Genomic DNA, 13,447 nt, shown 5'->3' with positions numbered 1-13,447 from the left:
GTATGGAATATAACATTTTTTATATTATATCTCATACCTTAATAATATACCATAATCTATTATTATATACTAAATTTATTTTAACATTCCAAGGAAGTTATCAGCAAATTCATCTGCTAGCTTAAGTTCTTCTTCACTTGGTACAAAGTTAAATTTAAAACCTGGATCAATTACATTAAATTTAAGGCTCTTTAATCTCTCTGAAAGCATAGGCACACTTTCTCCACTCCAACCATAAGATCCAAAAGCTCCAGCAATTTTACCTCTATTTACAATAGCACTAACATGAGCAAGTAAATTCCAAGCTGGCTCCACTGCATCTTGATTTATAGTAGGAGAACCTACTAATATACCACTTGACTTTTCTACAAGAGATACAAGTTCCTCTAAAGGTGTAGTTGTAATTTCATGAACTCCAGCCTTAATTCCTCTTTTTTCAATGGCATCCTTTAAATGATTTGCAACCTTTTCTGTATTTCCATAGGCAGAAACATAGAATATTTGGATGTTTTTTTCTTCAATAGCAGCTTCCTTAGCCCAAGTTTTATATAAATTTTTATAATACTCTCTATCATCAATATGAATTGGACCATGGCTAGGAGCAATAATTTCAGTTTCTATATTTTCAATCTTATCAAGGGCCGTATTAATAAATTTTTTGAAAGGTCCCATGATAACATCAAAATAATACTTCATTTCAGTTTCATAGTTTCCAGAACAACTATCAGTAATGCACCCACTTGGTGAATAATGACATCCCATAAAATCACATGTAAATAATATCTTTTCATCTGCTAAGTAAGTAAATATACTGTCAGGCCAGTGAAGATTTGGTGCATTTACGAATCTTAATGTCTTCTTTCCTATAGATAGCTCTCCTGAAGCATCTATAGACTTAAATTCCATGTTTATAATTCCTCTAAGATATCTTACTGCAGCCTTTGATCCAACAACCTGAGCTTCTGGATATTCCTTTAATAGTTCCTTTAATGAACCACTATGATCAAGTTCTGTATGCTGAACTACAATATAATCTATTTTTTTATCACCAATAATAGATTTAATATTCTTTAAATATTGTTCAAAGTATCCATCCTTAACTGTGTCAACAATAGTAATTTTCTCATCTTCAATTAAATAGGAATTATATGTAGTTCCCATTTTTGTTTCCATTATTATGTCAAATACTCTAAGTTCAGGATTATTAACCCCAACCCAATGAACTGAATTAGTTAATTTTAAAGGTTCCATTTCATTACCTCCGCATTCATATTATCTTCCATACTTACATATTAACAAACAATTATTATCTATTGCAAGATATTCTGCATTATTTTAAAATTTTTTTATAATACAGAAAGAATATATTCAAACCATTTAAATCTCTTATCTTTTGATAATATATATTATTCTGTTTTAATTATCAACTAATACAGTATATCAATATCCTGTATATTTCTCCCTTATATATTTCCCTTATATATATTGTTCCTCTTTCACTATATATTATAAGAAAACATATAAATATAAAATTAAAATTTTAATCCAGATATTTTTATTCAAATATTTTGTTCAGATATTTTTTATCCAAATATTTCAATTGTATATTTACACAAACTAATGTTTGTGTTAAAATTTTTTATCAGTTATATTTCCACTTTTTCAAAAAAATGCATATATATTATTAAAGTATTTTAGGGGGTTATATCTATGGATTATTCCAATTTAAAGAATCTTATATTAAAAGCAAAAAATAAAGACCAAAGTGCAATGGAAGAATTGATTAATGAATACAAATACCTAATAATTAAAGAAGCTTCAAAGGTTCATGTCCGAGGCTATGAAATGGAAGACTTAATTCAAATGGGAAACATAACCTTAATGCGTTGCCTTGAAAAATACACTCCGGAAAAAGGCAATTTTACAGCTTATATATCCTATGCAATAAAAAATAACTTTAATTACCTAATAAGGCAAAGAGCAAAAGATAATGAAGTACAAACCATCGAAGCTCCAATTGAAACTAACCTTAGAATAGAGGATACTTTAATAGCTGATGCATCAACTGAAGATAGTTTTATAGAAAAAGAAATGTATAAACTTATAAAAAGAGAAGTGGACAACCTCCAAGATAACCTAAGAGATCTAATAACCTTCATATACATAAATTGTGAAGGCAACCTAAAAGATTATTCAAAATCCAGAAACCTTAACTATTCAACAGCAGCAAAAAGAAGAACCGTAGCTCTTAACAAGCTAAGGTTCTCACTTAATTCTTTATGTGTATAAATACTTTCAAAATAATAAGCAATTTAAATAATTCCTATTGAAAATTCTTATTCATGACAAGTTAATCATTTGAAATCAAAATTTAATGGTTTCTGCATTGATTAACTTTTGTCATTTCTAAGAATTTTCATCTATATCACAAAATTACAATATTATTATGCATATCTACTTTAGCATATCTACTATGTGTATCCACTTTAGTATATCCTACTTAAATATCTCCTTTAAACCTTCGCTGATAGTCTTGGCTACTTTTTCGTTTCCAGCTTCATTTAGGTTCATATTATCTACAGTATAATCAGCTATGTTATCTGCTTCTATTCCACTTTCATTAAATAAGTCTATTACTGGTATAGAATTTTTATTACATACTTCTTTAATTGCCATGGAGTAATCCTCTAGACCAAGATCAATATTGTTTTTATCAGGATGGCTTGGCTGTCCTTCAATATATCCATGCTTTAACGGAGTTAAAAATACAAGTTTTGCCTCAGGCTTAGCCTTTTGTGATGTATTTATAACCGCTTGCACATCTCCGTAAAAAGATTCAACTTCTCCCCCATCATCTTTAGTTCCTAGAGCTCTTCCTTTAGTGTAGTCATTAGTACCTACCATAATAATTATAATATCTATATCCTTGAGGGCTTCTACATTAATTAAGTTAAGCATACTACTCATAACTAAGCCATTATTAGAGTTATTTGTTACACTTTTTAAATTCAAAAGAGTTTTTACCTTTTCTTGATATGTACTTCCTTTTGAAACTCCATCTCCAAGAGAAAGTAGAGTTTTTCCTTCCAAAATGAACTTTTCTTCACTTCCTTTGGTTTCTCTCTTAACATTACCTTCTTTTTTCTCTTCTCCCAGTTTAGATGTTAGATTTATTGAGCTTTCATATAGTTTCTTACTTTCTAAAATCTTTTCTTTTTCCTTCTTAGATCTATTTATACCTAAAGCTAAAGTAGCAATTAACGCAACGGATAATACTATGCATAATATGGTTTGTATCCTATCTTTTCTCATATATTCCCCTCCTTACCAGTATATTATATCCTATATTTGTATGTTTTCAAAGTAATATTGAAATTTAGAACTCCTATCTTCAATTTCTATAGGTTTAAGCTTCATTAGTTAACAACTTAAGCCTAACTTTTTTGATTGTTTAAGTTAAAAAATTAGTATTATTTGTATAAAATATTTTAATTCTGTTGTTTTATAGGATAATTTGTTATAATATGAATTGGAATACAAACTACATATTTTTCAATATTTATTTTTAAAGTAACCTATTTACACTATGTCGCATCTAGCATGTTATAAATATCTACCCTTAAGTAGTAGTTATTAAAATCAAAATCTATAGATTAATTAAATGGAGGGATGAAAATGAAAAATCTAAAAAACTTTAAAAAGAAGTTTAAAATAAAAAGTATTAAAACAAAATTAGTTATCTACTTCTCTGTGCTAATTTTATTATCATCAATTTCATTAGAGGTGATTTCTACACAAAATATTAATATTGCTCTTACAAAAGAAGCAGAAAAATCTCTAGTTTCACTAGCAGCCGAAGGAGCACGAGTAACAGAGAGTAGAAGTGAGACTCAAGAACAGTGCTTAAAAACAATAGCTCTATTAGACAAAATTAAGAGCATGGATTGGACATTACAACAACCTATACTACAAAGACAAGTAGAAGGACTAAATTTTCTTGATATTGCTGTGGTTGATCCTGATGGTACTGCCCGTTATTCAAATGGATCAACTAACCAATTAGGTGATAGAGAATATGTAAAAAAGGCTTTAAATGGCGAAGTGAATGTATCCGACTTATTAATTAGTCGTGTAACCAATGAAATTGTTTTAATGTATGCAGCCCCTATTGAGAGAGATGGTAAAGTTATAGGTGCTTTAATAGGGCGTAGAGACGGAAATGCTTTAAGTGAAATTATAGATGATATTGGATATGGTGATGAAGGATATAGCTATATTATTAATAGTAATGGAACAATAATTGCTCATCCAGACAGGGAAAAAGTATTAAATCAGTTTAATCCGTCTGAAGAAATGAAAAAAGATAAAAGTCTAACCTCAATGTCTACGCTACTTCAGAAAGCATTGAAAGATAAGAAAGGAGTTAGCACCTATTCCCTTGAAGGTAATGATTTATATGCTGGATTTGCTCCTATTGAAGGTACTGATTGGATATTTATTACTACTGCCAACAAGAGTGAGGTTTTATCTGCAATTCCTAGGCTACAAAAAACAATTATAATAGTTACTTCTATAATTTTATTTATTAGTATTGCTATTACATATTTAATTGGTAAGTCCATTACTAAACCTATTATAAAAACAATAAAACATTCAGAAAAAATAGCTAATTTAGATATTACAGAAGATATTTCTGAAGACTATCTTAAAAAAAATGATGAAATTGGAGCCTTAGCCCAAGCTCTACAAGGCATAATTAAAAATCTTAGGGATATTATTGACAAAGTCAGTGATTCTTCTGAACAAGTTACTGCTGCTTCAGAGGAGTTGATGGCTACTTCACAACAATCAGCCATAGCTGTAGACGAAGTATCAAAAACAGTAGAAGAAATAGCAATGGAAGCCTCTGAACAATCACTAATTACAGAAGAAGGTTCTTCAAAAGCTACTATATTAGGAGAAATTATTGAAAAAGATCAGAAAAATGTGAGAAATTTAAATACTGCTTCAATGAAGGTAGCAGAAGTGGTTAATGAGGGTTTAAATGACATTGATACCCTATCAAAAATAACAGAAGAAAGCAATGATGCAACAAAAGAGATATATGAAGTTATATTAAAAACTAATGATAGTTCTAATAAAATTGGACAAGCAAGTAATGTCATTGCCTCTATAGCAGAACAGACTAATTTATTAGCATTAAACGCAGCAATAGAAGCAGCAAGAGCCGGGGAAGCAGGTAGAGGTTTTACAGTGGTAGCAGATGAAATCAGAAAATTAGCCGAACAATCTTCAACTTCTACAAAAGAGATTGATGGAATGGTTAATGAATTGCAAAAAAATGCTAAAAATGCTGTAAATACAATGGAAAGGCTATCTAATATATCTAAAGAACAAGCTAGTAGTGTAATTAATACTAGAGATAAGTATATGTTAATTGCTGAATCAATGAAAGAATCTGGAAAAGTAGTTAAACAATTAAATGTTTCAGGAGAAAATATGGAAAAAACAAAATATGAAATACTAGATATTTTAGAAAAGCTTTCATCCCTTGCTGAAGAAAGTGCGGCTGCAACTGAAGAAGCAACAGCATCCATGGAAGAGCAAGTTGCCTCTATAGAAGAAATTGCAAATTCTAGTGAAAACCTATCAAATTTAGCACAAAACTTACAAACAATTATTATGAAATTTAAAGTTTAAAAAACAAAACTTATAAAATTTTTAAACATGAACTTCTGGTTTCTTTTGCCTCACAGCTCAGCATACATACTAATGATTTACACATAACAAAAGCTGGTGTGAAATACCACACCAGCTTTATATTCAAGTCTAAGAAATAGTAGTATCCTCAATACTTGGACTCTATTACTTAATTACTGTTGAATGCAACTTTTTAAAGAATTTACTGCTTTATCTGCAATTCCGCCACCAGTTCTTATGATTATATTTCCAAATCTCTTATCTAGTACAGTTTTTTGTTCTGTTGTTAAGTCATCATCTGATAAAACCACTGGTGATCCATTAAGGGCTGCAACTGGACCTGCTGCTAGAGCATCTATTAATTCATATCCTTTTGCTATATAAGTTTTATTTACAATACTTCCATAGAATTTATCTATAACCATGGCATTAGTTGCATATCTATCTTTGCCACCTAATCTATTCTTTGTTATATTTCCTGAAGTGATTCCATTAACCTTACTTAGTACATTGTCAGAAACTACCCCAGTACCACCTATGATATAGGCATTTTGTAGAGATTCTGATTGTAACCAACTATAAACTTTCGTTGGAATTGTATCCTTTTCTACTAAAACTATTGCCATCTTATCTCTACCTGCTACGGAAGCTATGGATAGAGCGTCTGCTTCACCATGTCCATTACTTATAACTACTTTACTTACTTCATAGCAATTTTTATCAATATACTTAGCAATCTCTAAAGATGTCTCATATCTATCTTTTCCACCAATTCTCTCCACGTTAGTTACACCTAGTGCTTTTAAATCCTTTATTACACTGTCATTAACTACTCCACTTCCACCTACAATAATAGCATTTTTTGCACCTAATCTCTTTATTTCACCTTTAGTTCCTTCTGGGAGACTACTTGCTTCTGTTAAAAGTAAAGGTGCTTTTTTAAAGGTTGCTAGTGGTGTAGCAGCTAATCCATCTGCTAAAGCTCCACCATTTGCTATCATTACAGTGTTTGCAGTTGTAAATTGACCCTTACTTAGTCTAACTGCTGTATCGTATCTATCAGTACCTATTAATGCATTAATTTGTACATTTCTAGCAACAACATTAATAACTCTAGGTATACTTACCTTGTTTCCATCGCTATCTGTTACTGTATAAGTTAAAGTGTATTTACCTACTTTATTTGTATTTATGGTTCCACTAACAGCTATTTTTGAAGTTAAGCTTCCGTCTTCAAGATCTGCAGCTGTAACTCCAGCTTTTGTATCAAACACATTTCCAACTGTTGCATTCTTAGCTGTAACTCCTGAAATAACTGGTTTCTGTCCTTTATATGCCACTCCAGTTGAAGCAAAACTATTCTTTATTACAGTGATCTCATTAGATCCTTTTCCATATAAGTCAGCTGCTGCTTGTACAAGGCAGTATGCTGCTTGTTGAAAATTAGTATCCGCATGCATGTACTGAGTTAATGCTCTGTAATATATCCTTGCAGTCTTATCCATTCCTATATTACTAGCTATATTATATGCTGCTTTATTTGGAATCCCTGAGTTAATATGAACTCCTCCCCAATCTTCATCTTTTGTATCAGCAAGCTCATAGTACTCAGTCATATGTGCTGGTTGACCATATAGGGTAGGGTCTTTTAAACTTCTTAAAGCATCACCTTGAATGTTAGGAGTATAAATATCATCTCCTACAACCCAATCAGCTGAGTCAAACTTCCAAGTTCCTCTATTAGCAACATTATACTTATCATAAGTTGAAATAAGTACTCCAAACACATCAGCCATAGATTCATTTAATGCACCCGATTGATTATGATATGCAAGGTCAGCTGTATACTCTATTACCCCATGAGTCATTTCATGGCCAACCACATCTAAATCTCCGCTAAGATATGTAAATTCTTCTCCATCTCCATCTCCATAAATCATTACACCACCACTCCAAAAGGCATTATTATAATTCAAGTCAAAGTGTGTAAAAGAGTGAACATCCATTCCATTGTTATCTAGACTATCTCTTTGAAATACATTTTTATAGAAGCTAATTACCTTACCCGCATTATGATGTGCGCTAACTGGCGACTTATCAGCTTCAGTTGTAAACTTTCCAGTAGTATTTGAAACTAAATCTCCATCACTAATGCCATTCTTTGCATCATAGGTATATATGCTACCCTTATTTGTTAAATCAATCATTTGATATTGATCTCCAGATTGATTCAAATTTAACTCTCTAGTTTTTCCAAGAACATCAATGCCTGTTCCAGTTACTGGATTATTATATCTAATCTTATCTTCTATTTTAATTACCTTACCAGAATTTACTTCAACAAAAACATCATAATTTCCTATGGTAGGCTCCATAAAGAAAATATTTATCTTGTAAACTTCATAGTTCACACCATCTTCAGTTATTACTAACTTTTCAGCCTTTGGCGTCTTTTTTAATTTTTTAATTTCAAATTGACTTTTTGCTATTTCAATAGCTTCCTCAGGAGAAATAACCTTACTACCAAGAGTAGTGATTTCTTTATTTTCTTCAAGGTTACCGTTAACACTAACTATAACTCCGTTTTTATCATAGTGCACATTTATTATGCTGTTATCAACTTCTGTTCCCTCAATAACTTGTGCAAACTTTACAAAAGTATCTCCTATGTCATCTTTATTTACTTCAACAACCTTTAGTTCCTCTTTTGTATTGTCAATTCCAAAGAGCTCTTTGTTTTCCTCTAAAAATTTAGTTGCTGAACCCTCGCCTGGAACTTCTTTATCAGAAAGCTCTCCTGATAAAAAGACTTGTCCATCATTTTCCTTTAGTTCCACTGTTTCATCACTTAGCTTTTCAAGTTTCTCTATAGCTTGTACTTTTTTTGTTTCTTTATCTACCTCTAATTCTGCAGCAAAGGCAGGTGCCGAAACAGTACAAGTTAATGATAAGCCTAAAATAAGTGAAATTAGTTTTTTTCCCATAATTATCCCCTCATTTCTCTAGCGAATGGTCTGACTTTAATAATTCAGTCAACCCCTATTTATCATATTACCATAAATATTAAAAAATTGTAACTATTTTGCTATAATTTATAGGTTGTTTTTAGGATATTTTGCATTTTTTAGGCTAATTTAAAAATCTTTTAGACTTTATTGACCTTTATAGCCTGATATATAGATCTATATCTAGTATGAATTTCACAAAAATTTCAGCATATCAAGCTAATAAATAATAATTTAATTGGTTACTCTATATATGGAGGTGAAATTTATGAAAGTAAAAGAAATCATGTCAAAAGATGTTGCTTGTTTAACCCCAGAGGATTCTATTGAAAAAGCTGCTCAACTTATGAAACAATATAATGTTGGCTCCATACCAGTATGTAGTAACAAAATGATAAATGGTATTGTTACTGATCGTGATATTGCTTTAAGGTCTGTAGCCTCAGGTCAGGATTCAGCTCAAACAAAAGTGAGAAATATCATGACTTCAAACCCTACTGTAGGGAACCCAGAAATGGATGTTCATGATGCTGCTGAAATAATGAGTAGAGAACAGATACGTAGACTTCCAATCGTAGAAAATAATAGTCTTGTAGGTATTGTTTCACTAGGAGATATTTCCCTTGAACCTATTCTTTCTGACAATGCCCAAGATGCTCTTAAGAGTATATCTGAACCAACAGGTAACCAAATGTAATTAAAAATCGGGGTCAGACTTTCTCCCATTTTATGGAACAAATCTGACCCCATAGTAAACTAACGCTATTCTACCCCTGATTTATTAGGTATATAATTTTCTGTTGCTAATAAATAACTTCCAAAAGCACATAAGGCTATAACATCATAGAGCATATCAATATCTATTCCACTATCTTTAATTAATTTCATAATATCATCCATTATTATTGTCATCTCATTATAATCTTCTATGTTTATTTTATCATGATTATAAGCTTTATCTATATATTTTAATGTTTCTCCTTTAATTTCCTTTAATCTCCTCTAATTTCCTTTAATTTGATAAATTCAAACCCTGGTGAGGAAGCAAAATTCTTTCTACCTACCGGCTCACCATAAATGCTCGTTGTAGAGAAAAAAGAGTTCCTGGAATTAAATGGGCTCCGTTATGCTGCATCCACTTACTATAAGTACAACAATAATTATGAACAAGTCGTGAATATGTCTTATTTTGCCTCAGCAGGCTTAGGGAGTTACTTTTGTACCTAAATTGTTTACTATTTCTACAATAAATGATACAATTGTTAATGGAATTTATACAATATTTTAATTTTAAGGGGGATATATACATGTTTTGTTCAAAATGCGGGAAATCAATTCCTGACAATGCCATCTACTGTCCTGAATGTGGCAATAATACAAATCCAACTAGCCAACAACAATCAATGGGAAATATTCAAAATACATATAACAATGGGCAACCAATTGTTAACGATGAGCCAAACACCCTTGCAAACATAGCAAGTTGTTGTTTTCCAATAGTTGGACTAGTACTTTATTTAGTTTGGAAGGATACAAAACCAAAGAGTTCAAGTGCAGTTTGCAAATGGGCCATCGGTGGGGTTATTGCCGTAGTTATTATATACATACTCTGTATTATATTAGGCTTAGCTGGAAGTTCATTTTCTTCTTACTAGAATAACTGTAAACTTTTAATTATTTTTTATATTATAATGTTTTGATTAAAGTAGTAGCTTAATATATTAGCTACTACTTTAATCAAAATCCGCATAAAATCATAATTGTATACATATTATTCATTGTGTTTAGGCTAGCAACTAATGGGTTTTAATGAGAAAGGAAAAAATCAAAATATGAAAATACTTGACTATCTTTTTATATGTCACAAGCTACCTGAGCGTTCATTCTTTTATAAAGGAAAGCAGTTTCCTATTTGTGCTCGTTGCACTGGTATATTAATTGGATACTTAATAGCATTACTAATGGCATTTTTCATAGAAATACCCTTGATGTTTAGTTTTGTTCTATTGATACCTATCGGAATTGATGGTATAGGACAATACTTAGGAAAGTGGACAAGTACAAATACAAGAAGGCTAATCACAGGTATTTTAGCTGGCATTGCTACAATATATATTATTATTTTTATTGGAAAACTTGGTTATAGTCATGGAGTTAAATTGCAAAAAATTTTGAGGGGCCTATAATATATGCCTCATTGGAGGAATTAAATAGAATGATTAATTATGATAAAAAATCCATTAATACTAAAAAAATAATTTGTCTTGTCATTGCCACTTCTATAGCTATAATTACATCTTTAATTATAGATTTTGTACCTTTTAATGATGTACTTTATGAGGTTATATTATGCTTCCTCTTAGCAATTCTAGTGTTTATAGGGTATGCTTCCTCTAACATCTTAGACGTGGGATTAAGTACTTGCATTTTTTTATTTCTAGGTCCAATTTTAGCTATACCCATAAATATGTTCAAAAATGATATTAGCATAGATAATGTGCCATTCCTATTATTAGAATTATGTTATTACGGAATATATATTATTACGATTCTAATATCATACTTGATAAGTTCATATTTCAAAAATAAATCTAAAACTATTGACTTAGTTATACAAATATTATTAATAAACCTTGGGATTATAACATCATTTTCATTATACTCTTTTATCAGATGTTTTGTATTGAGTATGACTTTTAATGATAATTATTTTACTGGCTTGGGTGATTTCATTTTTGGAAACCTTAAGTATTCTCCAATACTTATATTGTTCATTTCATTAACTTTATTTATTAGTAAATTGATATTTAAAAAGAGAGTTATCACAAATTCTATAAACTTTAATGAAAAACTTGTACTAGATAATCTCGATAATGTTTGTAGAAACTGTAAAACCCCACTTAACCCTGACAGTAAATTCTGCACAACTTGTGGTACTCCTATAGTGAGTGATACAAATGCCATTTCAAATATGGATGAAAATGAAACTCTTTGTAATAATTGCAAAAAAATAATAAGTGTTGATGCTAAATTCTGTATACACTGTGGTAACCCAAAAATCAAATAAAAAACTAACTTAATTTTTAAGGAGGATTCGCATATGTATTGTTCTAAATGTGGAAAAGAAATTCTAGATAACGTCACCTTCTGTCCTGAATGTGGCAATGCTACAAATCCAAATAACCAGCAATCAATGAATAATAATAATTCATATAATTATGGCCATCCAATAGTAAAAGATGAGCCTGACACCATTGCAAATATAATAGCTTGTTGCTTTCCTATCGTTGGAATAATAGTTTATTTTATGTGGAAGGATAATAAACCAAGAAGTTCAGATGCTATAGGTAAATGGTCATTGTTTGGATTCATAGCTTCAATCATTTTTACCGTTGCTATATATATATTCTTCTTTATAATTGCACTAGCATGTAGTACGCCTTACTAATAATATAATAAAATGTAATGGGGTCAGACCTCATTACATTTTATTATATTTAACTATTTAAAATTTTCCTTAGGAAACTATATAAATATAAAGCTATAAACCTAGTTAACTTTATCCATATTTAACTATAAAACTATATAACTAGTTAACTAGTTGTTTACGTAGCAAGGGTTTGCGAGATTTCAGCTATTGGGGATACCCCGTAATCTAATCCCATAGGGTAGTAAGTAGGAACCTTTTCTTGCATTAATTTTATAATTTCTTCTTTAGACATATTGTCCACATTTTTAAATTCTTTTATAGATATTTCTATAAAGGTTATATTTGCTTCTTTAGGTTTTTCTACAAAGATTTTATCGTGTTCTGTAGAAGTTAAGGCAACTTCATCCATGAGTAGTTCTTCATAAAGTTTTTCTCCTGGTCTTAGTCCTATATACTCTATCTTTATATCAACCTCTGGTTTATAACCTGAAAGAGCTATTAATTCCTTAGCTAGGTCCACCATCTTCACTGGTTTACCCATATCAAGGACAAAGATTTCTCCACCCTCTGCAAAGCCTCCTGCTTGAATTACAAGCTGAGCTGCTTCTGGTATAGTCATGAAGAACCTAGTTATCTCTGGATGTGTAACTGTGACAGGTCCACCTTTTTCAATCTGCCTTTTAAATAGTGGTATCACAGAACCATTACTTCCTAAAACATTTCCAAATCTCACAGCTACAAAATCAGTTTTACTAACTTCATTAAAAGCTTGTACTATAAGTTCACAAAACCTCTTAGTAGCTCCCATTATATTAGTAGGATTCACAGCTTTATCTGTACTTATTAATACAAACTTATCTACTACATACTTATGGGCGCACTTAACAACATTATATGTGCCTATTATGTTGTTTTTAATTGCATCAGCCATATTCTCTTCCATCAGAGGAACATGCTTATGAGCAGCAGCATGAAATACCACATCAGGTCTATACTGACAAAACACCTGATCCATTCTCACTAAATCCCTCACTGAAGTAATTATCACACTTTTACACAGCTGGGGACAGTCTCTATTAAGCTCCATTTGTAAATCATAAGCATTGTTTTCATATATATCTAAAATAAGAATTTTCTTTGGTGAAAATTTAGTTATTTGCCTAATTATCTCTGAACCAATACTTCCTCCACCGCCGGTTACAAGAATAACCTTATCCTTGATATATCTATCAATATGGTCTGATTTAAGTTGTATTGCATCCCTACCTAATAAATTTCTAATATCTATATCCTTCATATTTCAATCTCCTAG

11 protein-coding genes and 1 pseudogene are annotated in these 13,447 nt (G+C 30.7%); 7 read left to right on the top strand and 5 right to left on the bottom strand.

Annotated elements, in window-relative coordinates:
* Nucleotides 1-75: 75 nt before the first annotated feature.
* On the bottom strand, nt 76-1,251 hold the full coding sequence (locus B2P65_RS12055) for an FprA family A-type flavoprotein (protein ID WP_346877337.1): 1,176 nt from the start codon (nt 1,249-1,251) through the stop codon (nt 76-78).
* 459 nt (nt 1,252-1,710) lie between these two features.
* Between B2P65_RS12055 and B2P65_RS12050 the strand changes: the two genes are divergently transcribed.
* Complete coding sequence (locus tag B2P65_RS12050; RefSeq protein ID WP_346880207.1) at nt 1,711-2,289, top strand: sigma-70 family RNA polymerase sigma factor; 579 nt, start codon at nt 1,711-1,713, stop codon at nt 2,287-2,289.
* 207 nt (nt 2,290-2,496) lie between these two features.
* Here B2P65_RS12050 and B2P65_RS12045 read toward each other — a convergent pair whose 3' ends face one another.
* Nucleotides 2,497-3,312 (bottom strand): SGNH/GDSL hydrolase family protein, encoded by an 816-nt coding sequence (locus tag B2P65_RS12045; RefSeq protein ID WP_346880206.1) that lies wholly within the window; start codon nt 3,310-3,312, stop codon nt 2,497-2,499.
* 363 nt (nt 3,313-3,675) lie between these two features.
* On the opposite strand from B2P65_RS12045, the gene B2P65_RS12040 reads away from it, so the two are divergent.
* Nucleotides 3,676-5,700 (top strand): methyl-accepting chemotaxis protein, encoded by a 2,025-nt coding sequence (locus B2P65_RS12040; protein WP_346880205.1) that lies wholly within the window; start codon nt 3,676-3,678, stop codon nt 5,698-5,700.
* A 173-nt stretch (nt 5,701-5,873) separates the two neighbouring features.
* Here B2P65_RS12040 and B2P65_RS12035 read toward each other — a convergent pair whose 3' ends face one another.
* Nucleotides 5,874-8,684, bottom strand: coding sequence for a M4 family metallopeptidase (locus B2P65_RS12035; RefSeq protein WP_346880204.1), 2,811 nt, complete (start codon nt 8,682-8,684; stop codon nt 5,874-5,876).
* Between the two features lie 289 nt (nt 8,685-8,973).
* Here B2P65_RS12035 and B2P65_RS12030 point away from each other — a divergent pair, with 289 nt between their 5' ends.
* Entirely contained in the window at nt 8,974-9,402 is a 429-nt protein-coding gene (locus B2P65_RS12030; protein WP_035129150.1) for a CBS domain-containing protein, read from the top strand.
* A gap of 65 nt (nt 9,403-9,467) precedes the next feature.
* Here B2P65_RS12030 and B2P65_RS12025 read toward each other — a convergent pair whose 3' ends face one another.
* Nucleotides 9,468-9,593: a hypothetical protein gene (locus tag B2P65_RS12025; protein ID WP_346847830.1), complete on the bottom strand. Its 126-nt coding sequence runs from the start codon at nt 9,591-9,593 to the stop codon at nt 9,468-9,470.
* Nucleotides 9,594-10,012: 419 nt separating this feature from the next.
* On the opposite strand from B2P65_RS12025, the gene B2P65_RS12020 reads away from it, so the two are divergent.
* The 4 genes from B2P65_RS12020 (at nt 10,013) to B2P65_RS12005 (ending at nt 12,153) form a co-directional block, all read left to right on the top strand.
* A complete protein-coding gene (locus B2P65_RS12020; protein WP_346847829.1) occupies nt 10,013-10,360 on the top strand; it encodes a zinc ribbon domain-containing protein in 348 nt (115 codons plus the stop codon).
* A 177-nt stretch (nt 10,361-10,537) separates the two neighbouring features.
* Nucleotides 10,538-10,891, top strand: a complete 354-nt coding sequence (locus B2P65_RS12015; protein WP_346847828.1) for a DUF2085 domain-containing protein — start codon at nt 10,538-10,540, stop codon at nt 10,889-10,891.
* 29 nt (nt 10,892-10,920) lie between these two features.
* On the top strand, nt 10,921-11,772 hold the full coding sequence (locus B2P65_RS12010) for a zinc ribbon domain-containing protein (RefSeq protein WP_346880203.1): 852 nt from the start codon (nt 10,921-10,923) through the stop codon (nt 11,770-11,772).
* Nucleotides 11,773-11,805: 33 nt separating this feature from the next.
* Nucleotides 11,806-12,153, top strand: coding sequence for a zinc ribbon domain-containing protein (locus B2P65_RS12005; protein ID WP_346880202.1), 348 nt, complete (start codon nt 11,806-11,808; stop codon nt 12,151-12,153).
* Between the two features lie 157 nt (nt 12,154-12,310).
* On the opposite strand, the pseudogene B2P65_RS12000 reads toward B2P65_RS12005, so the two are convergent.
* Nucleotides 12,311-13,417: pseudogene (locus B2P65_RS12000) on the bottom strand (UDP-N-acetylglucosamine 4,6-dehydratase family protein); the annotation flags it as partial.
* Nucleotides 13,418-13,447 lie beyond the last annotated feature (30 nt).

The organism is Clostridium sp. UBA3061, assembly GCF_002367465.1.
Classification (GTDB): domain Bacteria; phylum Bacillota; class Clostridia; order Clostridiales; family Clostridiaceae; genus Clostridium_J; species Clostridium_J sulfidigenes.
This window is presented reverse-complemented; position numbering and strand designations above follow the sequence as displayed.

Excerpts from the sequence above, each read along its gene's own strand:
- B2P65_RS12055 (WP_346877337.1), bottom strand. The coding sequence starts at position 1,251 with ATGGAACCTTTAAAATTAACTAATTCAGTTCATTGGGTTGGGGTTAAT.
- B2P65_RS12050 (WP_346880207.1), top strand. The coding sequence starts at position 1,711 with ATGGATTATTCCAATTTAAAGAATCTTATATTAAAAGCAAAAAATAAA.
- B2P65_RS12045 (WP_346880206.1), bottom strand. The coding sequence starts at position 3,312 with ATGAGAAAAGATAGGATACAAACCATATTATGCATAGTATTATCCGTT.
- B2P65_RS12040 (WP_346880205.1), top strand. The coding sequence starts at position 3,676 with ATGAAAAATCTAAAAAACTTTAAAAAGAAGTTTAAAATAAAAAGTATT.
- B2P65_RS12035 (WP_346880204.1), bottom strand. The coding sequence starts at position 8,684 with ATGGGAAAAAAACTAATTTCACTTATTTTAGGCTTATCATTAACTTGT.
- B2P65_RS12030 (WP_035129150.1), top strand. The coding sequence starts at position 8,974 with ATGAAAGTAAAAGAAATCATGTCAAAAGATGTTGCTTGTTTAACCCCA.
- B2P65_RS12025 (WP_346847830.1), bottom strand. The coding sequence starts at position 9,593 with ATGAAATTAATTAAAGATAGTGGAATAGATATTGATATGCTCTATGAT.
- B2P65_RS12020 (WP_346847829.1), top strand. The coding sequence starts at position 10,013 with ATGTTTTGTTCAAAATGCGGGAAATCAATTCCTGACAATGCCATCTAC.
- B2P65_RS12015 (WP_346847828.1), top strand. The coding sequence starts at position 10,538 with ATGAAAATACTTGACTATCTTTTTATATGTCACAAGCTACCTGAGCGT.
- B2P65_RS12010 (WP_346880203.1), top strand. The coding sequence starts at position 10,921 with ATGATTAATTATGATAAAAAATCCATTAATACTAAAAAAATAATTTGT.
- B2P65_RS12005 (WP_346880202.1), top strand. The coding sequence starts at position 11,806 with ATGTATTGTTCTAAATGTGGAAAAGAAATTCTAGATAACGTCACCTTC.